Here is a 20,540-nt window from a genome sequence, read left to right as displayed (position 1 = left end):
GCTACTCCGCAAGGCCGGGCCGCCAGGCGGTGCCCAGCACGCAGTAGGAGGTGGGCAGGGGCGGCCCCTTCTCCGGCATCAGCAGCCGCCGGTACGGGCCCAGTTCGAAACCGGCGGCCCGCAGGGCCGCCACCGGGTCCCGGGAGAGGTGGCAGCCGCCGCTGAGCGGTGGCCACACCGTGCGGTCCAGGGCCCGCTGCGCGTACCGCATCACGGGTCCGCCGCCCGCTCCGTGCTCGTAGAACCGCAGGGTGCCCCCGGGCCGCAACACCCTGCGCACCTCGCCGAGGGCCCGTGACACGTCACGCACGCTGCACAGCACCAACGACAGGACCGCCGCGTCGAAGGCCTCGCTCTTGACCGGCAGCGCCTCCGCCGCGCCCGGCACCACGTCCACCGGGACGTCGGCACGCAGGGCCGCCTCGACCGCCTTGTGCCGCAGCAGCCGCTCGGGTTCGATCGCGACGACCTCGGAGACGGTGCCCGGGTAGTGGGCGAAGTTCAGGCCGTTGCCGGCGCCGATCTCGATGACCCGGCCGGAGAGCCCGGCGAGCAACCGCTCCCGTACGGCCCCCAGACCGAGGCGCGTCTCGGCGGCGACGCTGAGCCGGGCGTAGGAGCGGGCGAAGATCGGATGGTGCACGGAGTCCCGCGGCACCGCGCGGGAGCGGACGGACCGCAGCGGCATGGGCACCTCCCGGACAGGACGGGCGTCAACCGCATTCTGCCCCGCGCACGTCCCGCGCATCCGCGCCGCACGGACCCGCGTTTCATGCCGGCCGCTGACGGACCGATGCCGACGCGAGCGTCTCCTCGCGTCGCGGACCCGAGCCGGCCCGCCGGCCTCTACGGCGCGAACCTCGACGCGAAGCTCCCGGCGTCCCACGTCCCACCCAGTTCTGGCGCCAGCCAGCCGGCGGCATCGGCCCGGAAGGCGGCGGTTGCGCGGGCCCCGGCTCCCGCGGGCAGCGCGCCGAGCAGCGGGGCTTCGGTCACCGTCGGAAGGTCCGCCAGGTTGCAGCGGGAGGCCAGGTCCGGGGACTCCGGCCAGCTGCCGATGACCACGCCCGCCGGCTCCAGCTGCCGGCGCCGCAGTTCACGTACCGTCAGCTCCGTCGCGTTCAGCGTGCCCAGGCCCGCCGACGCCACCACCAGCACGGGCGCCGCCAGCAGCCCTGCCGCGTCCGCCAGGGTGCCGCCCTCGTCGTCGAACCGCACGAGCAGCCCGCCGGCCCCCTCGACGAGGACCAGGTCGTGCTCGGCGGCCAGTTTCGCGGCGGCCTCCGCCACCTCGTGCGGCCGCACGGGCGCCATCCCGGCCCGCCGGGCGGCCGTCGCGGGCGCCAACGGTTCGGGGTAGCGGGCGAGTTCACGCCTCGTCACGGCCCCCGCGAGCCGGGCCACCTCGTCGGCGTCCCCGCGCTCGTCCGGCCGCACCCCCGTCTGCGCGGGCTTGAGCACCGCCACGGACCGCCCGGCGGCGACGGCCACCGCGGCGACGGCGGCCGTCGTGACCGTCTTGCCGATCTCCGTGCCGGTCCCCGTGATCACCAGTACCGTCATGTCACCCTTCCCGTGCCGCCGCGCACACCGCGCGCGCGATCCGTGCCACGTCCGCGTCCCCGGTCACATACGGCGGCATCGTGTAGACGAGGTCCCGGAACGGCCGCAGCCACACGCCCTCGCGCACCGCGGCCCGGGTCGCCGCCGCCATGTCCACCTCGTGGTCGAGCTGCACGACCCCGATGGCGCCGAGCACCCGCACATCCCGCACCCCCGGCAGGTCCGCCGCCTCGGCGAGTCCCTCCCTGAGGCCCGTCTCGACCCGCTTGACCTCCGACCGCCAGTCCTGGCCGAGCAGCAGGTCCACCGAGGCGCACGCCACAGCGGCCGCCAGCGGATTGCCCATGAACGTCGGCCCGTGCGCGAGCACCGGCACCTCGCCCCGCGAGATCCCGTCGGCCACCCGAGGCGTGCACAGCGTCGCCGCCATCGTCAGGTAACCGCCGGTCAGCGCCTTGCCCACGCACATCACGTCCGGCGTCACCGCCGCGTGCTCCGCCGCGAACAGCGCGCCCGTGCGCCCGAACCCGGTGGCGATCTCGTCGAACACCAGCAGCACGTCGTGCGCGTCGCACGCCTCCCGCAGCACCCGCAGATACGCGGGGGAGTGGAACCGCATCCCGCCCGCTCCCTGCACCACCGGCTCCACGATCACCGCGGCCAGCTCGTCCGCGTGCCGTTCCACCAGGGCGCGCAGATGCTCCGCGTACGCCTCCTCGTACTCCGCGGGCGGCGCGTCGGCGAACACCTGCCGGGGCAGCACGCCCTGCCACAGCTCGTGCATCCCGCCCTCGGGGTCGCACACGGACATCGGCTGCCAGGTGTCGCCGTGGTAGCCGCCGCGCCAGGTCATCAGGCGCCGCTTGTCCGGGCGGCCGAGCGAGCGCCAGTACTGCAGGCACATCTTGACCGCGACCTCGACCGACACCGACCCGGAGTCCGCGAGGAACACATGCTCCAGACCCTCGGGCGCGATGTCGACCAGGAGCTTCGCCAGCCGGACGGCGGGCTCGTGGGTGAGCCCGCCGAACATCACATGGCTCATCCGTGCCAGCTGCTCGCGCGCGGCCTCGTTGAGCACCGGGTGGTTGTAGCCGTGGATCGCCGACCACCAGGACGACATCCCGTCGACCAGCTCTCCCGAGCCGTCCGCGAGCCGCAGCCGCACCCCGCTCGCCGACTCCACGACGAGCGGCTCCTGCCGTCCGGGCATGGGACCGTACGGATGCCAGACGTGCTGCCGGTCCAGCGCCAGCAGCACGTCCACGGGCAGGTCAGGCATTGGGCGCGAGATCCGTTCCGGCACCGCGGCGGCGAACGGCGACCAGGTCCGTACGGGGCTCGTCGGCGGACGGCACCGCGGCGGAACCGCACACAGCGCCACCCTCATGGGAGCCGCATCCGGCGCTGTCGTGGGAGCCGCACCCGGCGCCCTCCTGCGAGCCGCATCCGCCCGTCGCGGCCCGGTGGCCGGGCAGGGTCACCTGGTCCGTGCCCTCCACCTCGAACCCGGCGTCCGCGATCATCTCCAGGTCCGCCTTGCCCGCCTGGCCCTCGCTGGTGAGGTAGTCGCCCAGGAAGATGGAGTTGGCCAGATGCAGGGCGAGCGGCTGCAGCGTGCGGAGGTGGACCTCGCGGCCGCCCGCGATGCGCACCTCGACGTCCGGGCACACGAACCGCACCATCGCCAGGATCCGCAGACACCGCTGCGGCGTCAGGTTCCACTCCTTCGCGAGCGGGGTGCCCTCGAACGGGATCAGGAAGTTCACCGGAACGGAGTCCGGGTCCAGCGCACGCAGCGCGAAGACCACGTCGACCAGGTCCTCGTCGCTCTCGCCCATGCCCGCGATGAGGCCGGAACAGGCCGACAGACCGGCGGCGTGCGCCTTCTGCACCGTGTCCACCCGGTCGGCGTAGGTGTGCGTGGTGGTGATGTCCCCGTACGTGCCCTCAGAGGTGTTCAGGTTGTGGTTGTAGGCGTCGGCGCCCGCCGCGCGCAGCCGTTCGGCCTGGCCGTCGGAGAGCAGGCCGAGGCAGGCGCACACCTCGACCCCCTCGTTCTGCTCCTTGATCGTCTTGATGGTGTCGGAGACCCGCTCCACGTCCCGGTCGGTGGGCCCGCGACCGCTGGCGACGAGGCACACCCGCTTGGCGCCGCCCGCGACACCGGCCGCGGCGGCCTGGGAGGCCTCGTCCGGCTTCAGCCAGGTGTACTTGAGGATGTCCGCCTTCGAGCCGAGCCGCTGGGAGCAGTAGGAGCAGTCCTCGGGGCACAGGCCGGACTTGAGGTTGACGAGATAGTTGAGTTTCACCCGTCGGCCGAACCAGTGGCGGCGCACCTTGCCGGCCGCGGCCACCACATCGAGCACGTCGTCGTCGGAAGTGGCGAGAACGGCGAGAGCCTCCTCGCGGGTCGGCGTCTCGCGCCGCAACCCCTTGTCCACCAGCGTGTTCAGCAGGTCCATGAGAGCCGATCCTGTCCTACGGGACCGCCCCTGGCCAAGGAGAGTTTGCACAACAGAGACGGTTCGACGTGTGGGTATTGCCACATCCTGGGCGGCCGGTCGTCCCGTTAGGGTCTGTGCACTGCCTACAAAACCGCGGAGGAGCCATGGCGTTCGGCTGGATCGACGAGCAGGCACAGGCACGCCGCCGGGCCGGACTGGTCCGCACCCTGCGCCCCCGCGCCGCCGACTCCCCGCTGCTGGACCTCGCGAGCAACGACTACCTGGGCCTCGCCCGTCACCCGGAGGTCGTCGAGGGCGCCGCGGAGGCGGCCCGGCGGTGGGGCGGCGGTTCGACCGGCTCGCGGCTCGTCACCGGCACCACCGAGCTGCACGGCGAGCTGGAACGCGAACTGGCGGAGTTCTGCGGCTTCGAGGCGGCCCTCGTCTTCTCCTCCGGGTACGCGGCCAACCTCGCGGCCGTCACCGCGCTCGCCCCGCACGGCTCCCTGATCGTCTCGGACGCGGGCAACCACGCCTCGCTGATCGACGGCTGCCGGCTGGCGCGCGGCACCACCCAGGTCGTCGCGCACGCCGACCCCGACGCCGTGCGCAAGGCGCTCGGCACCCGTGAAGGGCCCGCGGTCACGGTGTCCGACACGGTCTTCTCGGTGGACGGCGACGCGGCACCGCTGGCCGAACTGGCGTCCGCCTGCCGCGCTCACGGCGCCGGCCTGGTCGTCGACGACGCGCACGGATTCGGCGTCCTCGGGTCCGGCGGCCGGGGCGCCCCGTACGCGGCCGGGCTCGCGGGCGCGCCGGACGTGGTGGCGACGGTGACGCTGTCGAAGTCGCTGGGCAGCCAGGGCGGCGCCGTCCTCGGACCGGCGCATGTGATCGACCATCTGGTCAACGCGGCCCGGACGTTCATCTTCGACACCGGGCTCGCCCCGGCCGCGGTGGGCGCGGCACTCGCGGCGCTGCGTCTGCTGCGCCGCGAGCCGGAGCGCGCCGAGCGGGCCCGCACGGTGGCGGCGGCCCTGCACGCCCGTCTCACGGCCGAGGGCCATGAGACGGTGCGTCCGGACGCCGCCGTGGTCTCCGTGCGGGCACCCTCCCCGGAGCAGGCCGTACGGTGGGCGGCCGACTGCCGGGCGGCCGGGGTCGTCGTCGGCTGCTTCCGCCCGCCGTCCGTGCCGGACGGCATCTCACGCCTGCGGCTGACCGCCCGTGCGGATCTCACCGACGGGCAGGTCGAGCACGCCGTACGGGTGATCGGCGAGACGCGACCGTGAGTCGGCGAGACGGCCGTGCATCGCGCGGCACGGGGACCTGACCCGTACGCCGTCGTACGGCGGCGGTCCCACGGAAGTGCCCTTGTCGGAGTGCCCCTGAATGTGGCTCGAAATCGGCTCACTCACCGCCGATTTCCGCCGACGAACGTGGTCAGTTCAGCCCTTTGAGGAACTCCTTCCACGCTTCGGGGCTGAACGTCAGGGCCGGTCCGGTCACCTTCTTGGAGTCGCGTACGGCCACCCGTCCGGCCCAGGGACCGGGGCCCGGACGGGCGGTCTCGACGCAGTTGTTCATTCCCGTACTACGGCTGCTGCGCAACCACCGCACACCGTCGAGACAGGTGCTGGAAGGGATGTGGGGGGCTGACATGGTGCCTCCTTACGCGTCGCCGGCCAACGCGGCGATGTAATCCAACGATTCCTCGGGCGAAAGGGCGTGGATCTGAAGGGACGTGAAGGCCTCGCTGTAGGCCTGGAGGTCTTCTTTCCGCTCGAGATAGAGGCTACTCGTCAAGTGGTCGAGAACGACCACATCCAGATCGGATCTGCTCGGAAATGAGAAGATAACGAAAGGTCCGGTGATGCCGATGTGCGCCCCGGCGGTGAACGGCAGGACCTGGAGCCGTACTTGGGGCAGCCGGGCCGCCTCCAGCAGGCGCCTCAGCTGCCGCGCCATGACCCCCGGCCCGCCGATCTCCCGCCGCAGCACCGCCTCGTCCAGGACCGCGCTCAGTTCCAGAGGCGGATCCGCGCGCAGCACGTCCTGGCGGGCCAGCCGCACCTCCACCAGGGCGTCCAGCTTGGCGTCCTCCAGGGTGCCGACGGCGGCCCGGGTCACGGCCCGGGCGTACTCGGGCGTCTGCAGCAGGCCCGGCACCACGGACGTCTCCAGGGTGCGCATGCCGCTCGCCTGGGACTCCAGGCTGATGAAATCCCGGTAGGTCGGGGGCAGCACCCCGCGGTATGCGTGCCACCAGTTCTGCCGGCCCCCGCCGTCCTCCGAGCCCGCCAGCACCAGCAGCAGGTCCCGCAACTCGGGATCCTGGACGTCGTACGCGTCCAGCAGCAGGCGTACGTCCGCCGGCTTGACCCCGCTGGACCCCGTCTCGATCCGGCTCACCTTCGACTGGTGCCAGCCGACGAGGCCGGCCGCCTCCCCGCTCGTGAGCCCCGCCCGGGCGCGCAGGGCGCGTAATTCGGCGCCGAGCTTGCGGCGGCGCACCGCTGGTCCGTACTGCATGGCCGACTCCTTCCGCACGGCGCGCGGTCTCACGGCGAGACGGTAGAGGATGAGCCCGGGCGCACCCCAAACTCGCTCGGTCGTCGCAGAGTTCACCGCTTCGAGCGACAGATATATGCATATCTCGGGGGATCGGGCCCGGCAGGGCCCAGGTGGTGGCAGGCTGGCGCGCAGCACCAAGTCCGGGACCGTTACTCGTACCAACCGCTCCGTGTCGGACTCCGGTCCCGTAGGAAAGGGACGACGTCGCCATGGCAGATCATCAGGAAGCATCCGTCACTCTGCCGAGCGATCCCGCCTCGGTCTCCGCCGCCCGAAAATATGTCTCGAGCGTCCTCGTCGAATGGGGAATGCCCGGCGACGCCGAAGTCGCCGACACCGTCCGCCTGATCGTCTCCGAACTCGCCACCAACGCCGTGCAGCACACCCTCGGGCAGTCGCCCACGTTCACGGTCGACATCGCGCTCGACCGGGACGAGTTACTGCGCATCGGGGTCACCGACAGCCACCCGCGCTTCCCCAAGCGCCTGCCGGCTGCCGTGCAGCAGGACAACGGGCGGGGCATGGTGATCATCCGATGTCTGGCGGCGGAGTGCGGCGGGAAGCTGAGCGTGCGGCCCACGCGCGAGGGCGGCAAGACGGTCGCGATCGAACTGCCGTGGACGAAGCCGATGCAGCCGGTCGCGGCATCACCGGGACCGGGAGAGGCGTGAACGGTGCTCGCGCCGGGCCGCCGCGGTGCGTACCGCAGCGGAGGACCCGGCGGTCACCGGTGCCCCTCGGGCGGTTCTCCCTCGTCCGGCGCTCCGGAAGCCCGCCGCCGTGCGACGACCGCGCGCCGCACCATCCAGGGCAGGACGCGCCACAGTGCCACGCACACCAGCAGCGTGCAGGCGCCGGCCGCGATCCCGGCCACGCGGCCGAGGGACACGTCCACCACGAGCAGGACCGATCCGGTGAACGCCAGCATCAGCACGCTCATCCCGATCGTGGCCAGACGGGAGGAGACCTTCACGATGGCGGGCTTCGCGTTCTGCTGGAACAGCGACCGGTGCAGTGCGGCGGGCGCCGTGAACAGTGCCGCGGCCAGCATGGCGAGCAGGAGCGTCGTCACATAGGTGGCGCGCTGGACCGTGTCCAGGGTGGGGAAGCGCTGGGTGAAGGCCAGCGTCAGCAGGAACGCGAACAGGATCTGCACGCCCGTCTGGGTGACACGCAGCTCCTGCAGCAACTCGGCGAAGTTGCGGTCGGCACGCTCCAGGGGGGTCTCGCGTCGTGCCTGCTCGGGAGGTCGATCGGCCATGGTCATCGAGTATCCGCTTCCCCCCTCCTCACGCCCGCCCCGCTGCGTCCGTCCTCACACCTCCGTGGCAGGACGGAGGCTACCGACGGTCGCTCGTGCGGGTGACGGGCGCGGGCGTCCGCGACACGTTCGCGTGCCGCGCCTGTGGGGTTCCAGCGCCCTGTGCGCCCTTGTGCCACCTGTGCCGTGCGCGCCCTCTGCGTCAGCTGGGCTTGACGGGCTCGGTGGGCTCGAGGAGCCTGAGCGCGCCGGGGTGACGGCAGACAACCGCCGTCACCCCGCCGTACGGCCTCAGCGGACGCGGCCGTACCAGACGCTCTTCGTCCAGATCTTCTCCAGCCTGACGACCGCCCCGGTCTTCGGGGAGTGCCAGATCTTGCCCTTCCCGGCGTAGATGCCGACGTGGTAGACGTTCCGGCCCGAGTGGAAGAACACCAGGTCCCCGGCCTGCCGCTGGGAGGCGGAGATGTGCCGCGTCTTGTTGTACTGCGCCGCCGCCGTCCGGGGCAGGGTCTTGCCCGCCTTCTTGAACGCGTACAGCGTCAGCCCCGAGCAGTCGAAGCGACGCGGTCCCACGGCGCCGTACTGGTAGGGGGATCCCTTCTTGGACGCCGCGACCTGCAGTGCCTTCGTCGCCGGGGTCACGGCGGACGCGTCGGAGGCGATGCCGGGCACCGCGATGCTGCCGCCGACGGCGGCGATGGTGAGGGCGGAGGCCGTTCCGGCCCGGCCCAGCAGCGACGGGACTCGATTGAGCGCAGTCATGCGCAACCCTTCGTCAGCCGCCTGTGAAGGATGACCTGTCGGATTCGGGCTGGCGAAGTAGCCCGGCCGCTGACGCGGCTTCACCCCAAGGACCGCCCGGATCTCTCCGGCGGCCCGCCTTGCTGGGTCCTCCACTCCTGCCGATCCACTCCTGTCGACCGGTCATCCGGGCGGCGGCAGGACTCGGCGTCCGCCCGGACCGCCCCGCCGCGGTGGCGGGGGCTTGTCGTCAGGAAGGGATCTTCACCTAAAGGCGTCGGAAAATCACAACGGAATCGGGGGTTTGTGGCATTACTCACCACTCGCCCGTTCGGGTGGACAACCTTTTGTTCGAAGGGGGTTGAGAGGGCGGACGAGGCCCGGACCTGCACCGGAGCAGGTCATTGCGCCCTGGCGCTCCACACGTTGTGCGACTCCTCCGGGCCACCGGGAGGACAGAGAACTACCCAGCCGGCGGTACCCCGTTCGGCCCGCTCCGGCAACCGTGCGTCGCGCGCGGAGGGCTCACTCTCCGTCAGTCCGGGTCCGGCGGCACCGTGACGCGGGCCGCGCGGCGCTCGCCGTCGAGGACGCGGAGGGCCCGGGCGAGAGTGGGCCCGTGCAGCTCGTTCTCCCCGCGCTGGTGCATCAGCGTCAGCGCCTCGCGCAGCGCCGTCGCCTTGGTCACCAGGGCCTGGGCGGCGCGCAGACCACGGTAGGTGTCCCCGGAGTGTGCCGGGTTGATACGGCCGAGCAGGTCGACCACGTCGAGGTAACGGTCGATCAACTCCGCCTCGGCCCGGGTCAGCGCGGGCAGCGGGGGCAGTTCCGGTGGCAGCATCCGCGGCTCACCTCGCGCCGGGTGTGGTGCGCGAGGCCCTGCGGCTCGGGATGACGCGGTCGATCAGGCCGTACTCCACCGCCGCCGGCGCGTCGAAGATCGTGTCCCGCTCGATGTCGGCGGCGATCCGCTCGGGGCTCTGCCCGGTGTGCCGGACGAGCATCTCCTCCAGGCGGCCGCGGATCCGCATCAGCTCGTCGGCCTGGATGAACAGATCGGTGGCCTGCCCCTGAACCGGCTCCGGCAGGGACGGCTGGTGGATGACCATACGGGCGCCGGGCAACGCGAACCGCTTGCCGGGTGTGCCGCCGGCGAGCAGGACGGCCGCGGCGGACGCCGCCTGTCCCAGGCAGATCGTCTCCACGTCGCAGCCTACGTACTGCATCGTGTCGTAGATGGCGGCCATCGCGCTGAAGGAGCCGCCGGGGGAGTTGATGTACAGCGAGATGTCCCGGTCGGGGTCCAGGTACTCCAGGTGCATGAACTGCGCCATCACGTCGTTGGCCGACGTGTCGTCGACCGGCGTTCCGAGGAACACGATCCGCTCCTCGAGAAGCTTCGCGTACGGATCGAGGGTCCGGTGGCCGTAGCCGGTGCGTTCGGTGAACTCGGGCAGGACATGGCGGGCGGACGGTCGGTTCATGACATGCGCCTCCTCGGGCTGGCTTCGTAGAAAATGTACAGGACGTACGTTTCTATGGGTGGGAAGCATGCTGTCAGCGAAAACGGCTGCGCGACGGACCGAGCCCGCCCACGGGCCCGCTTCCATCCCGGGAGGCCGGTGGAGGCCTCGGTCTAAGCTGGACGTCATGGCCTACGAGATTCCGGTGACGCAAGCCAGGGCTGAGCTCGCCGATCTGATCAACCGCGTGGTGTACGGCGGCGAGCGCGTCGTCGTGACGCGGCACGGAAAGCCTCTCGTCGCCCTGGTCTCCGCCGCCGACCTCGAGCGGCTCGCCGAGCTGGACGCCGCGGAGGAGCAGGTGATCAGCTCGGTCTCCAGCGTCCGCGAGGCCGGCTCCGCCCCCCGCGAACGTCACCGCTTCGGCATCGCTGCGGAACACCGGCGGCCGGACGCCTCCTGACGGGGCCGACGGCCGGGCGCCTCCACGTGAGCCGGTGGCCGGGCGCCTTCACGGGAGCCGGTGGCCGGGCGCCTTCACGGGAGCCGGCGGCCGTGCGCCTCCTGACGGCGGGCGAAGGCCCCTGTAGGAGGTCCAGGGGCGATGGACGGCGTGTCGCCGGACTCGGACCCGGGCTCGGCGAGCGGTGCCGCCGGATGCGCGCTTCGGCGAGCGACCCGGCGGACTCGCGCCTGGCGTCGCCCCCCGGCGCAGTGGCCGCAGATCCCCGGTTAACGTGCCCGAAACCCGGTGCAATTAGCCTGCCCCTCCACGCCACCAGGGACTTTGCCCCGTGGCTGCGGCAACCGGGCCCCGCACGGTCCGGAGCGAGGACTGTGAGGTGGGACGTGCAACTGACCCCGCACGAGCAAGAGAGGCTGCTGATCCATGTGGCGGCCGACGTCGCCGAGAAGCGCCGGGAGCGGGGGCTGAGGCTCAACCACCCCGAGGCGGTAGCGCTCATCACGTCGCACATCCTCGAAGGCGCTCGCGACGGACGTACCGTGGCCGAGCTCATGGCCTCCGGGCGCAAGCTGCTCACCCGGGACGACGTCATGGAGGGCGTCCCCGAGATGATCCACGACGTCCAGGTCGAGGCGACCTTCCCGGACGGCACCAAGCTCGTCACCGTCCACGACCCGATCGTCTGACGGGGGAGGCCGCATGATTCCCGGAGAGATCCTGTTCGACGACGGCCCGATCGTCTACAACGAGGGCCGCGAGGTCACCCGGCTCACCGTCCTCAACGCCGCCGACCGGCCCGTCCAGGTCGGCTCCCACTACCACTTCGCCGAGGCCAACCCCGGTCTGGACTTCGACCGGGCCGCCGCGCGCGGCAAGCGGCTGAACATCGCCGCCGGGACCGCCGTGCGCTTCGAGCCCGGCATCCCCGTGGACGTCGAACTCGTCCCGCTCGCCGGAGCCCGTGTCGTGCCCGGACTGCGCGGGGAGACCGGAGGTGCCCTCGATGCCTGAGATCTCGCGCGCCGCGTACGCCGACCTGTTCGGCCCGACCACCGGGGACCGCATCCGGCTCGCCGACACCGACCTCCTGATCGAGATCGAGGAGGATCGTTCCGGCGGTCCCGGGCTCGCCGGTGACGAGGCCGTGTTCGGCGGGGGCAAGGTCATCCGGGAATCCATGGGCCAGTCCCGCGCCACCCGCGCGGACGGCACCCCCGACACCGTCATCACCGGCGCCGTCATCATCGACCACTGGGGCATCGTCAAGGCGGACGTCGGCATCCGCGACGGCCGCATCACGGCGATCGGCAAGGCCGGCAACCCGGACACCATGGACGGGGTCCACCCCCACCTGGTGCTCGGCCCGGAGACGGAGATCATCGCCGGCAACGGCCGCATCCTGACCGCCGGCGCCATCGACGCGCACGTCCACTTCATCTGCCCCCAGATCGCCGACGAGGCCCTCGCCGCCGGTGTCACCACGCTGGTCGGCGGCGGTACGGGACCCGCCGAGGGCTCCAAGGCGACCACCGTCACGCCCGGCCCCTGGCACCTCGCCCGGATGCTGGAGGCCATGGAGGGCCACCCGCTCAACATCGGCCTCCTCGGCAAGGGCAACACCGTCTCGCACGACGCGATGCTCTCCCAGATCCGCGGCGGCGCCCTCGGCCTGAAGCTGCACGAGGACTGGGGCTCCACGCCGGCCGTCATCGACGCCGCCCTGACCGTCGCGGACCGCACCGGCATCCAGGTCGCCATCCACACGGACACGCTCAACGAGGCCGGGTTCGTCGGTGACACCCTCGCCGCGATCAACGGCCGCGGCATCCACGCCTACCACACCGAAGGCGCGGGCGGCGGGCACGCTCCGGACATCATGACCGTGGTGTCCGAGCCGCACGTGCTGCCCAGCTCCACCAACCCCACCCGGCCGTTCACCGTCAACACCGCCGAGGAACACCTCGACATGCTGATGGTCTGCCACCACCTGAACCCCGCCGTCCCGGAGGACCTGGCCTTCGCGGAGTCACGGATCCGGCCGTCCACGATCGGGGCGGAGGACATCCTCCACGACCTGGGCGCCATCTCGATCATCTCGTCCGACTCCCAGGCCATGGGGCGCGTCGGCGAGGTCGTCCTGCGGACCTGGCAGACCGCCCATGTGATGAAGCGGCGGCGGGGCGCGTTGCCGGGCGACGGCCGCGCGGACAACCACCGCGTACGTCGCTATGTCGCCAAGTACACGATCAACCCGGCTCTCGCCCAGGGCCTCGCCCGCGAGATCGGATCCGTCGAGACCGGCAAGCTCGCCGACCTCGTGCTGTGGGAGCCCGCGTTCTTCGGCGTCAAGCCACAGCTCGTGATCAAGGGCGGGCAGATCGCGTACGCCCAGATGGGCGACGCCAACGCGTCCATCCCGACCCCGCAGCCGATCCTGCCGCGCCCGATGTACGGGGCGATCGGGCGCGCGCCCGCGTCCAACTCGTTCAACTTCGTGGCGCCGCTCGCCCTCGAGGACGGGCTGCCGGAGCGGCTGGCACTGGGGAAGAGGTTCGTGGCCATCGAGTCGACGCGCGGCGTCACCAAGGCGGACATGCGCGAGAACGACGCGCGGCCGCGGGTCGAGGTCGACCCGGACAGCTTCGCCGTCCACATCGACGGCGAGCTGGTCGAGGCGACACCCGCCGCCGAACTGCCCATGGCCCAGCGCTACTTCCTCTTCTGATGTCCCGGGCAGCGCTTCTCGTCCTGGCCGACGGCCGCTTCCCCGCCGGAGGGCACGCCCACTCCGGCGGGGCCGAGGCGGCCGTCCGCGCGGGACGGATCACCGGGGCCGCGAGCCTGGAGGACTTCTGCCGCGGGCGGCTGCACACGGCCGGGCTGGTGGCCGCCTCGCTGGCCGCGGCGGCCGCGCTCGGTGTCGACCCGGCCGCCCTGGACGCCGCGGCGGACGCCCGTACGCCGTCGGCCGCGCTGCGTGTCGCCGCGCGCAGGCTGGGGCGGCAGCTGATGCGGGCCGCTCGGGCCGCGTGGCCTTCCGGGGAACTGGACGCGGTGGCGCGGGAGTTTCCCAAGGGGACGCATCAGCCGGTTGTGCTGGGCGTCGCGGCTCGTGCGGCGGGGTTGGGGGCAGAGGACGCCGCATACTGCTCCGCGTACGAGAGTGTGAGTGGGCCGGCCACGGCCGTGGTGCGGTTGCTGAGCCTGGATCCGTTCGACGCCACGGCGGTGCTCGCCCGGTTGGCGCCGGAGCTGGATCTCGTGGCGCGTCAGGCGAGCGATACCGCACGTCGCGTCGTCGACGAAGGCGTCGATGCGCTGCCTGCCGCCTCCGCGCCGCTGCTGGAGATCGGTGCGGAGGCGCATGCCGCTTGGCCTGTACGTCTGTTCGCGTCATAGGAGGTGTGTCGCCCCCCGCCGCCCTCGCCCGTTCCCACCCCAGGGGGCTCCGCCCCTCCGACCCCGCCAGGGGCTCCGCCCCTTGACCCCCATCGGCCTGAACGGCCTCGTCCTCGAACGCCGGCTGATGGATGCTCGGCCCGGCTGAAAAGGGCACCGTGTATTGAGACTTGTGGAGCCGCTTCCATGCACCTTGACCACACCCACCCCGGTCCCTCGGCCCTCAGCGCCGACGCGCACCGCCCCGACGGATCCCGCCGTGCCCTGCGCATCGGGCTCGGCGGGCCCGTCGGGTCAGGGAAGACCGCCACCGTCGCCGCGCTCTGCCGGGCCCTGCGGGACGAGTTGTCGCTCGCCGTCGTGACCAACGACATCTACACCCGGGAGGACGCCGAGTTCCTGCTGCGGGAGGGCGTGCTGCCGCCCGAGCGGATCACCGCCGTCGAGACCGGCGCCTGTCCGCACACCGCCATCCGGGACGACATCTCCGCCAACCTCGAAGCCGTCGAGGACCTTGAGGACGCCGTCGGGCCGCTCGACCTCGTCCTCGTCGAGTCCGGCGGCGACAACCTCACCGCCACCTTCTCCAAGGGGCTCGTCGACGCGCAGATCTTCGTGATCGACGTCGCCGGCGGGGACGACATCCCGCGCAAGGGCGGTCCCGGTGTCACCACCGCCGATCTGCTCGTCGTCAACAAGACCGACCTGGCGCCGTACGTCGGTTCCGACCTCGCCCGGATGGCCGCCGACGCCAAGGCGCAGCGGGGTGAGCTGCCCGTCGTCCTCCAGTCGTTGCGCGGTGAGGCCGGTGTCGGCGCCGTCGCCGACTGGGTGCGGCAGCGGCTCGCCGCATGGGCGGCGTGACCACGGGGGTACGGGCCACCGCGCGGATCGTGGCCCGGGACGACGGCCGGGGCGGTACGGCCCTGCCGGTGCTGGCCGGCGAGGGGCCGCTCGCGCTGCGCCGGACGCGGGCGCGGGGCGATGAGGCGCGCGTGATGCTCGTCGGCGCGATGAGCGGGCCACTCGGCGGGGACCACCTCACCGTCGAGGCCGAGGTGGGAGGCGGCGCCCTGCTGCACGTCGGATCGGCCGCCGCGACCATCGCACTGCCCGGTCAGGCGAAGGGCGAGGCGCGTTACGACGTCCGGCTCGACGTGGCCGCCGACGGTGAACTGCACTGGCTGCCCGAACAGTTGATTTCGGCCAGCCAAAGCGAGCTGTACGTCTCCTCGCGCATCGACCTCGCGCCGGGAGCCCGTCTCGTCTTCCGCGAGGAACAGGTCCTCGGGCGCGCCGGTGAGGAGCCCGGGCGACTCACCAGCCGTCTCACCGTACGGCTTGACGGACGGCCGCTGCTCGACCAGGAGGTGGCCTGCGGGCCGGGCGCCCCCGGCGGCTGGGACGGGCCCGCCGTGCTGGCGGGGCATCGGGCACTCGGGCAACTGGTCGTCGTACGGCCCGACTTCGAGCGAACGCCGGCGACGGCACGGCCGCTCGGGGAGTGCGCGGCGCTCACCCCGCTGGCCGGGCCCGGTGTGCTCGTCACCGCGGTCGCGCCCGACGCGCTGCGGCTGCGGCGGACGCTGGACGAGGCGTTGGGCGCACTTGGCTGAAACCCGACTCTCCGCTCAACGGACAGCGCTGTACCGGTTATCGGATTGGTAAAGAAAGTCAAATACCCCCTGTTCTCAGGGAGCTCGCAGCCGAAAGGATCCCCCGTACCCATCGCAACGATGTACGGGGAGGTCCCACTTGAGGGGAATCAGACCGACGAGGCGAGCGTCCGCGCTCGGCTCAGCGGGGGCGCTCGTCACGGCGACGCTGATAGCCGGCGCCGTGGCGGCACCGTCGGCCACCGCCGACTCGCGCCACGGCCAGGACCGGGAGGCCCGGGGCGCCGCGATCGCCGCCGCACGGGCCGCCAAGGACGGGATCGACTGGCAGGACTGCCCGGCCGACTGGGGGCTGGAGAAGCCCATCCAGTGCGGCTGGGTGACCGTCCCGCTCGACTACGCCCACCCGAACGGCAAGCAGATCAGGCTCGCCGTCGACCGCATCGGGAACACGGGCACCAAGCAGGAGCGCCAGGGCGCCCTCGTCTACAACCCGGGCGGACCCGGCGGTTCCGGACTGCGCTTCCCGCGCCGGGTCACCACCAAGAACCCCGTCTGGGCCAACGTGGCGAAGGCGTACGACTTCGTCGGCTTCGACCCGCGCGGCGTCGGCCACTCCGCGCCCATCTCCTGCGCGGACCCGCAGGAGTTCGTGAAGGCGCCGAAGGCGGACCCGGTTCCCGACTCCGAGGCGGACAAGCTCGCTCAGCGCAAGCTGGCGCGGGAGTACGCGGAGGGCTGCCTGGAGCGCACCGGCCGCGCGATGCTCCAGCAGATGACCACGCCCAACACCGCGCGCGACCTGGACGTCATCCGTGCCGCGCTGGGCGAGAAGAAGCTCAACTACCTGGGCGTGTCGTACGGCACCTACCTGGGCGCCGTCTACGGCACGCTCTTCCCGGGCCACCTCCGGCGCATGATCGTCGACAGCGTGGTCAACCCGTCGCGCGAGAAGATCTGGTACCAGGCCAACCTCGACCAGGACGTCGCCTTCGAGGGCCGCTGGAAGGACTGGGAGGACTGGGTCGCCGCCAACGACGCCTCCTTCCACCTGGGCACGACCCGCGCGGCGGTGCAGGAGAAGTGGCTGAAGCTGCGCGCCACCGCGAAGAAGAGCCCGATCGGCGGTGTCGTCGGCCCGGCCGAGCTGATCTCCTTCTTCCAGAGCGCCCCGTACTACGACTCCTCGTGGGTGCCGGTCGCCACCGTCTTCAGCAAGTACGTCGCCGGAGACACCAAGGCGCTCGTCGACGCGGCGGCGCCGGACCTGTCGGACACGGCGGGCAACATCGCCTCCGAGAACGGCAACGCCGTCTACACGGCCGTCGAGTGCACCGACGCGAAGTGGCCGAAGAGCTGGCGGAAGTGGGACCGGGACAACACCCGGCTCAACAAGGACTACCCGTTCATGACCTGGGCCAATGCATGGATGAACCTGCCGTGCGCCACCTGGCCCGTCAAGCAGCAGAACCCGGTCGACGTGGGGACCGGCAAGGGCCTGCCGACCGTCCTGATCGTGCAGTCCACCCGTGACGCCGCGACGCCCTTCGACGGCGCGGTCGAGCTCCACAAGCGCTTCAAGGGCTCCCGCCTGATCATCGAGAAGGACGCGGGCTCCCACGGTGTGACCGGTCTGGTCAACCCGTGCATCAACAACCGGGTCGACACCTACCTGCTCACCGGCCGGACGGACGGCGCCGACGTGACGTGCGCGCCGCACGCCACGCCGAAGCCGTAGTACGCGGTCCTCGCCACACGCGCGCGAAGGGGCGGCCGATCCCGGCCGCCCCTTCGTCGTCCGCCGACGCGCCCTCAACTCAGCGGCAGCCGCGGGAGCTTGCGGGCCCTCTCCGCGTTCTCCGTCGCCTCCTCCGCCTTGACGACCGCCGCGTACTGGTCGACGTACTCCTGCTCGGACAGGGAGAGGATGGCGTACATGATCTCGTCGGTGATGGCTCGCAGGACGGCCTTCTCGTTCTCCATGCCGGCGTAGCGGGAGAAGTCCAGGGGCTTGCCGAAGCGGATCACCACGGGGTGGATGCTCGGGATGACCTGGCCCGGCGGCTGTGCCTCGAAGGTGCCGATCATCGCGCAGGGGATGACCGGCACCTTCGCCCTGAGGGCCATCACCGCGACGCCCACCTTGCCCTTGTAGAGGCGGCCGTCGTGGGAGCGGGTGCCCTCCGGGTAGATGCCCAGCAGTTCACCCTTGTCGAGGACGCCGAGGCCCTCGCGGATCGCGGCCTGCCCGGCCTCCTTGCCGGAGCGGTCCACCGGGATCTGACCGGCGCTGCGGAAGAACGCGGCGGTGAGCCGGCCCTTGATGCCGGGCCCGGTGAAGTACTCGGCCTTGGCGAGGAAGGTGATGCGCCGTTTGAGGATGGCGGGCATCAGGAAGTGGTCGGAGAAGGAGAGATGGTTGCCGGCGATGATGGCGGGCCCCTGAGCCGGAACGTGTTCGAGGCCCTCGATACGCGGCCGGAAGACCAGTCTCAGCAGCGGTCCGAGAAAGACGTATTTGAGCAGATAATAGAACACGGCTGGCCCCTCACTCTGCCAGGTCGGCTGCAAACCGGCGCTTTTCCCAGGTCGAGGCCAGCATCCCGAGGGTTGGCCCAGGTGCGACTGTAGTCATCTGTAACCGCCTTTGGCCGGACTCATGCCGCCCCTTTGCCGACTTTGCTGACACCCGGTCAGTCCGGTGATGCCGGCGTCGCGTCATGCGGGCATGGGCGCACCGTCGCACCTGCCTGGTTGCGCTGCTGGATCGTCCGGCATCAGCTTCTCACGGCCGTCCTCGTCCGAGTCGTCTCATGTTCGAACAACGCCGTGCGCCGTATGCCCACCGCCCTCGCCGACGGCCTCCCGCCCCCGACCGCCGCCGGCCGGCCCCGCCGGGTCGCCCGAGACCGTCGGGCCGAAGGTGCGTGCAGACCGGTCTCACCGCTTGCTGCCACCGGTCGCGAGCAGGTCGGTGACCTTCGAACAGCGCCGCGGACAGTGGCGTGCCCGCCGCTCCGCGCAGCGCAGTGCGTCACCCCTGCCGGCGCGATGCGGTCCGCCCGTGCCCGGACCGACGCCTACAGCGTCCGCCCGTGCCCGGACCGACGCCTACAGCCTCCGTCGGATTGCAGGACGGATCCTTGACCGCTGCTGCGCTCTCCACGATGCTGTGTTGCGAAATACGAGATGCGTGTCGTAATAGGCAACATCTCGATCTTCTGTCAGCCGAGGAGTGGCCATGGCTCACCAGGTCCGTGCTGTCGTCGCCCGGGGCAAGGGTGCCCCCGTCAGCCTGGAAACGATCGTCGTGCCCGACCCCGGTCCGGGCGAGGCGCTGGTCAAGATAGAGGCCTGCGGCGTCTGCCACACGGATCTGCACTACCGCGAGGGTGGCATCAGTGCCGACTTCCCCTTCCTGCTGGGACATGAGGCCGCGGGCGTGGTCGAGGCGGTGGGCGAGGGCGTTCCGGACGTGGCGCCCGGTGACTTCGTCATCCTCAACTGGCGTGCGGTGTGCGGCCAGTGCCGCGCCTGTCTGCGCGGGCGGCCGTGGTACTGCTTCAACACGCACAATGCGAAGCAGAAGATGACCCTGACCGACGGCACGGAGCTGTCGCCCGCGCTGGGCATCGGCGCCTTTGCCGAGAAGACGCTGGTGGCGGCCGGGCAGTGCACCAAGGTGGACCCGGCGGCGTCGGCCGCCGCCGCCGGACTGCTGGGGTGCGGAGTGATGGCGGGCATCGGTGCGGCGATCAACACCGGGAACGTGGGACGCGGTGACAGCGTGGCCGTCATCGGCTGCGGCGGCGTCGGGGACGCGGCGGTCGTCGGATCGAACCTGGCGGGCGCGGCGAAGATCATCGCGGTGGACATCGACGACCGCAAGCTGGCCACCGCGAAGAAGCTGGGCGCGACCCACACGGTCAACTCCAGGGAGACCGATGCGGTGGCGGCGATCCGGGACCTGACCGGCGGGTTCGGCGCCGATGTCGTCATCGAGGCGGTGGGCCGTCCGGAGACCTACCGGCAGGCCTTCTACGCCCGCGATCTGGCCGGCACGGTCGTCCTGGTCGGCGTGCCGACCCCGGAGATGCAGCTGGAGCTGCCGCTGCTGGACGTCTTCGGCCGGGGAGGTGCGCTGAAGTCGTCCTGGTACGGCGACTGCCTGCCCTCCCGCGACTTCCCCATGCTCATCGACCTCTATCTGCAGGGCCGCCTGGACCTGGACGCCTTCGTCACCGAGACGATCGCACTGGACGAGGTCGAGAAGGCCTTCGAGCGCATGCACCACGGGGACGTGCTGCGCTCGGTGGTGGTGCTGTGATGGGCGCGCGCATCGAACGGCTCGTCACCTCCGGGCAGTTCACGCTCGATGGCGGCACCTGGGACGTCGACAACAACGTGTGGATCGTCGGCGACGACCACGAGGTGATCGTCATCGACGCCGCACACGACGCCAACGCCATCGCCGCCGCCGTCGGCGACCGGCGCCTGACGGCGATCGTGTGCACCCACGCCCACAACGACCACATCGACGCGGCCCCCGCCCTCGCCGACCGTACCGGCGCCCCGGTTCTCCTGCACCCCGACGACCTGCCGCTGTGGAAGCAGACCCATCCGGACCGGGCGCCCGACGCGGAACTGGCCGACCGGCAGACCCTGGTGGTCGCGGGTGCCGAGCTGACCGTGCTCCACACGCCCGGCCACGCCCCGGGCGCCGTCTGCCTGTACACCCCGGCTCTCGGCGCCCTCTTCAGCGGCGACACGCTCTTCGCCGGCGGTCCGGGGGCGACGGGGCGGTCGTACAGCGACTTCCCCACCATCATCGACTCGATCGGTCGACGCCTCCTCGCACTGCCCGGCGACACCGTCGTGCACACCGGCCACGGGGAGACGACCACCATCGGCGCCGAAGCGCCGCACCTTCAGGAGTGGATCGACCGCGGCTTCTGACCGCCGCCTCACGGCCTCGCCCCGGTGACGTCCGACGACGTCGCCGGCGGC

23 protein-coding genes and 1 riboswitch are annotated in these 20,540 nt (G+C 71.8%); of the genes, 12 read left to right on the top strand and 11 right to left on the bottom strand.

Annotation, left to right across the window (positions count from 1 at the left end):
- Window position 1: 1 nt before the first annotated feature.
- The 4 genes from SY2F82_RS29005 to bioB all read right to left on the bottom strand — a co-directional run bounded on the left by SY2F82_RS29005 (window position 2) and on the right by bioB (window position 4,028).
- Window positions 2-688 (bottom strand): class I SAM-dependent methyltransferase, encoded by a 687-nt coding sequence (locus tag SY2F82_RS29005; protein ID WP_200422107.1) that lies wholly within the window; start codon window positions 686-688, stop codon window positions 2-4.
- 158 nt (window positions 689-846) lie between these two features.
- On the bottom strand, window positions 847-1,563 hold the full coding sequence (gene bioD / locus SY2F82_RS29000; protein ID WP_200422106.1) for a dethiobiotin synthase: 717 nt from the start codon (window positions 1,561-1,563) through the stop codon (window positions 847-849).
- Window position 1,564: 1 nt separating this feature from the next.
- The gene (locus SY2F82_RS28995) at window positions 1,565-2,845 is read right to left on the bottom strand and encodes an adenosylmethionine--8-amino-7-oxononanoate transaminase (RefSeq protein ID WP_200422105.1); all 1,281 of its coding nucleotides are present in this window, start codon (window positions 2,843-2,845) and stop codon (window positions 1,565-1,567) included.
- On the bottom strand, window positions 2,838-4,028 hold the full coding sequence (gene bioB / locus SY2F82_RS28990) for a biotin synthase BioB (RefSeq protein WP_200422104.1): 1,191 nt from the start codon (window positions 4,026-4,028) through the stop codon (window positions 2,838-2,840). Before bioB ends, SY2F82_RS28995 begins: the two co-directional genes overlap by 8 nt.
- Before the next feature lie 146 nt (window positions 4,029-4,174).
- Here bioB and SY2F82_RS28985 point away from each other — a divergent pair, with 146 nt between their 5' ends.
- The gene (locus tag SY2F82_RS28985; RefSeq protein ID WP_200422103.1) at window positions 4,175-5,302 is read left to right on the top strand and encodes an 8-amino-7-oxononanoate synthase; all 1,128 of its coding nucleotides are present in this window, start codon (window positions 4,175-4,177) and stop codon (window positions 5,300-5,302) included.
- Window positions 5,303-5,453: 151 nt separating this feature from the next.
- On the opposite strand, the gene SY2F82_RS28980 is transcribed toward SY2F82_RS28985, so the two are convergent.
- Window positions 5,454-5,672, bottom strand: coding sequence for a DUF397 domain-containing protein (locus SY2F82_RS28980; RefSeq protein WP_200422102.1), 219 nt, complete (start codon window positions 5,670-5,672; stop codon window positions 5,454-5,456).
- Between the two features lie 9 nt (window positions 5,673-5,681).
- Complete coding sequence (locus SY2F82_RS28975; protein WP_200422101.1) at window positions 5,682-6,542, bottom strand: helix-turn-helix transcriptional regulator; 861 nt, start codon at window positions 6,540-6,542, stop codon at window positions 5,682-5,684.
- Between the two features lie 251 nt (window positions 6,543-6,793).
- On the opposite strand from SY2F82_RS28975, the gene SY2F82_RS28970 reads away from it, so the two are divergent.
- Window positions 6,794-7,255, top strand: coding sequence for an ATP-binding protein (locus SY2F82_RS28970; protein ID WP_200422100.1), 462 nt, complete (start codon window positions 6,794-6,796; stop codon window positions 7,253-7,255).
- A gap of 53 nt (window positions 7,256-7,308) precedes the next feature.
- On the opposite strand, the gene SY2F82_RS28965 is transcribed toward SY2F82_RS28970, so the two are convergent.
- The 4 genes from SY2F82_RS28965 to SY2F82_RS28950 all read right to left on the bottom strand — a co-directional run bounded on the left by SY2F82_RS28965 (window position 7,309) and on the right by SY2F82_RS28950 (window position 10,073).
- Complete coding sequence (locus SY2F82_RS28965; protein WP_200422099.1) at window positions 7,309-7,845, bottom strand: DUF6328 family protein; 537 nt, start codon at window positions 7,843-7,845, stop codon at window positions 7,309-7,311.
- A gap of 291 nt (window positions 7,846-8,136) precedes the next feature.
- Window positions 8,137-8,610, bottom strand: a complete 474-nt coding sequence (locus SY2F82_RS28960; protein ID WP_200422098.1) for a C40 family peptidase — start codon at window positions 8,608-8,610, stop codon at window positions 8,137-8,139.
- Between the two features lie 3 nt (window positions 8,611-8,613).
- Window positions 8,614-8,809, bottom strand: a riboswitch (cyclic di-AMP (ydaO/yuaA leader).
- Window positions 8,810-9,124: 315 nt separating this feature from the next.
- Entirely contained in the window at window positions 9,125-9,430 is a 306-nt protein-coding gene (locus tag SY2F82_RS28955) for a hypothetical protein (RefSeq protein WP_200422097.1), read from the bottom strand.
- Between the two features lie 7 nt (window positions 9,431-9,437).
- Complete coding sequence (locus tag SY2F82_RS28950; protein ID WP_200422096.1) at window positions 9,438-10,073, bottom strand: ATP-dependent Clp protease proteolytic subunit; 636 nt, start codon at window positions 10,071-10,073, stop codon at window positions 9,438-9,440.
- A gap of 166 nt (window positions 10,074-10,239) precedes the next feature.
- Here SY2F82_RS28950 and SY2F82_RS28945 point away from each other — a divergent pair, with 166 nt between their 5' ends.
- From SY2F82_RS28945 to SY2F82_RS28910, 8 genes are all read left to right on the top strand, one after another.
- On the top strand, window positions 10,240-10,515 hold the full coding sequence (locus SY2F82_RS28945) for a type II toxin-antitoxin system Phd/YefM family antitoxin (RefSeq protein ID WP_200422095.1): 276 nt from the start codon (window positions 10,240-10,242) through the stop codon (window positions 10,513-10,515).
- Between the two features lie 386 nt (window positions 10,516-10,901).
- On the top strand, window positions 10,902-11,204 hold the full coding sequence (locus SY2F82_RS28940) for an urease subunit gamma (protein WP_200422094.1): 303 nt from the start codon (window positions 10,902-10,904) through the stop codon (window positions 11,202-11,204).
- Window positions 11,205-11,217: 13 nt separating this feature from the next.
- A complete protein-coding gene (locus SY2F82_RS28935) occupies window positions 11,218-11,529 on the top strand; it encodes an urease subunit beta (RefSeq protein ID WP_200422093.1) in 312 nt (103 codons plus the stop codon).
- The gene (locus SY2F82_RS28930; RefSeq protein ID WP_200422092.1) at window positions 11,522-13,243 is read left to right on the top strand and encodes an urease subunit alpha; all 1,722 of its coding nucleotides are present in this window, start codon (window positions 11,522-11,524) and stop codon (window positions 13,241-13,243) included. Before SY2F82_RS28935 ends, SY2F82_RS28930 begins: the two co-directional genes overlap by 8 nt.
- The gene (locus SY2F82_RS28925; RefSeq protein WP_200422091.1) at window positions 13,243-13,917 is read left to right on the top strand and encodes an urease accessory protein UreF; all 675 of its coding nucleotides are present in this window, start codon (window positions 13,243-13,245) and stop codon (window positions 13,915-13,917) included. Before SY2F82_RS28930 ends, SY2F82_RS28925 begins: the two co-directional genes overlap by 1 nt.
- Window positions 13,918-14,103: 186 nt before the next feature.
- Window positions 14,104-14,781: an urease accessory protein UreG gene (ureG, locus tag SY2F82_RS28920; protein WP_200422090.1), complete on the top strand. Its 678-nt coding sequence runs from the start codon at window positions 14,104-14,106 to the stop codon at window positions 14,779-14,781.
- Window positions 14,769-15,533 (top strand): urease accessory protein UreD, encoded by a 765-nt coding sequence (locus SY2F82_RS28915; RefSeq protein ID WP_200422089.1) that lies wholly within the window; start codon window positions 14,769-14,771, stop codon window positions 15,531-15,533. The genes ureG and SY2F82_RS28915 overlap by 13 nt, the downstream gene beginning before the upstream one ends.
- A 139-nt stretch (window positions 15,534-15,672) precedes the next feature.
- Window positions 15,673-17,271, top strand: a complete 1,599-nt coding sequence (locus SY2F82_RS28910) for an alpha/beta hydrolase (RefSeq protein ID WP_200422088.1) — start codon at window positions 15,673-15,675, stop codon at window positions 17,269-17,271.
- A gap of 74 nt (window positions 17,272-17,345) precedes the next feature.
- On the opposite strand, the gene SY2F82_RS28905 is transcribed toward SY2F82_RS28910, so the two are convergent.
- On the bottom strand, window positions 17,346-18,071 hold the full coding sequence (locus SY2F82_RS28905) for a 1-acyl-sn-glycerol-3-phosphate acyltransferase (RefSeq protein WP_200422087.1): 726 nt from the start codon (window positions 18,069-18,071) through the stop codon (window positions 17,346-17,348).
- A gap of 703 nt (window positions 18,072-18,774) precedes the next feature.
- Between SY2F82_RS28905 and SY2F82_RS28900 the strand changes: the two genes are divergently transcribed.
- Complete coding sequence (locus SY2F82_RS28900) at window positions 18,775-19,860, top strand: S-(hydroxymethyl)mycothiol dehydrogenase (RefSeq protein ID WP_200422086.1); 1,086 nt, start codon at window positions 18,775-18,777, stop codon at window positions 19,858-19,860.
- Complete coding sequence (locus SY2F82_RS28895; protein WP_200422085.1) at window positions 19,860-20,489, top strand: MBL fold metallo-hydrolase; 630 nt, start codon at window positions 19,860-19,862, stop codon at window positions 20,487-20,489. Before SY2F82_RS28900 ends, SY2F82_RS28895 begins: the two co-directional genes overlap by 1 nt.
- Window positions 20,490-20,540: the final 51 nt, after the last annotated feature.

It is taken from the genome of Streptomyces sp. Y2F8-2, from assembly GCF_014905555.1.
Lineage (GTDB): Bacteria > Actinomycetota > Actinomycetes > Streptomycetales > Streptomycetaceae > Streptomyces > Streptomyces cynarae.
This window is presented reverse-complemented; position numbering and strand designations above follow the sequence as displayed.

Coding starts and splice junctions, on each gene's coding strand:
- SY2F82_RS28895 (WP_200422085.1), top strand. CDS start 19,860: ATGGGCGCGCGCATCGAACGGCTCGTCACCTCCGGGCAGTTCACGCTC.
- SY2F82_RS28980 (WP_200422102.1), bottom strand. CDS start 5,672: ATGTCAGCCCCCCACATCCCTTCCAGCACCTGTCTCGACGGTGTGCGG.
- bioD (WP_200422106.1), bottom strand. CDS start 1,563: ATGACGGTACTGGTGATCACGGGGACCGGCACGGAGATCGGCAAGACG.
- bioB (WP_200422104.1), bottom strand. CDS start 4,028: ATGGACCTGCTGAACACGCTGGTGGACAAGGGGTTGCGGCGCGAGACG.
- SY2F82_RS28985 (WP_200422103.1), top strand. CDS start 4,175: ATGGCGTTCGGCTGGATCGACGAGCAGGCACAGGCACGCCGCCGGGCC.
- SY2F82_RS28900 (WP_200422086.1), top strand. CDS start 18,775: ATGGCTCACCAGGTCCGTGCTGTCGTCGCCCGGGGCAAGGGTGCCCCC.
- SY2F82_RS28955 (WP_200422097.1), bottom strand. CDS start 9,430: ATGCTGCCACCGGAACTGCCCCCGCTGCCCGCGCTGACCCGGGCCGAG.
- SY2F82_RS28965 (WP_200422099.1), bottom strand. CDS start 7,845: ATGGCCGATCGACCTCCCGAGCAGGCACGACGCGAGACCCCCCTGGAG.
- SY2F82_RS28995 (WP_200422105.1), bottom strand. CDS start 2,845: ATGCCTGACCTGCCCGTGGACGTGCTGCTGGCGCTGGACCGGCAGCAC.
- SY2F82_RS28925 (WP_200422091.1), top strand. CDS start 13,243: ATGTCCCGGGCAGCGCTTCTCGTCCTGGCCGACGGCCGCTTCCCCGCC.
- SY2F82_RS28970 (WP_200422100.1), top strand. CDS start 6,794: ATGGCAGATCATCAGGAAGCATCCGTCACTCTGCCGAGCGATCCCGCC.
- SY2F82_RS28960 (WP_200422098.1), bottom strand. CDS start 8,610: ATGACTGCGCTCAATCGAGTCCCGTCGCTGCTGGGCCGGGCCGGAACG.
- SY2F82_RS28950 (WP_200422096.1), bottom strand. CDS start 10,073: ATGAACCGACCGTCCGCCCGCCATGTCCTGCCCGAGTTCACCGAACGC.
- SY2F82_RS28935 (WP_200422093.1), top strand. CDS start 11,218: ATGATTCCCGGAGAGATCCTGTTCGACGACGGCCCGATCGTCTACAAC.
- SY2F82_RS28930 (WP_200422092.1), top strand. CDS start 11,522: ATGCCTGAGATCTCGCGCGCCGCGTACGCCGACCTGTTCGGCCCGACC.
- ureG (WP_200422090.1), top strand. CDS start 14,104: ATGCACCTTGACCACACCCACCCCGGTCCCTCGGCCCTCAGCGCCGAC.
- SY2F82_RS28915 (WP_200422089.1), top strand. CDS start 14,769: ATGGGCGGCGTGACCACGGGGGTACGGGCCACCGCGCGGATCGTGGCC.
- SY2F82_RS28945 (WP_200422095.1), top strand. CDS start 10,240: ATGGCCTACGAGATTCCGGTGACGCAAGCCAGGGCTGAGCTCGCCGAT.
- SY2F82_RS29005 (WP_200422107.1), bottom strand. CDS start 688: ATGCCGCTGCGGTCCGTCCGCTCCCGCGCGGTGCCGCGGGACTCCGTG.
- SY2F82_RS28975 (WP_200422101.1), bottom strand. CDS start 6,542: ATGCAGTACGGACCAGCGGTGCGCCGCCGCAAGCTCGGCGCCGAATTA.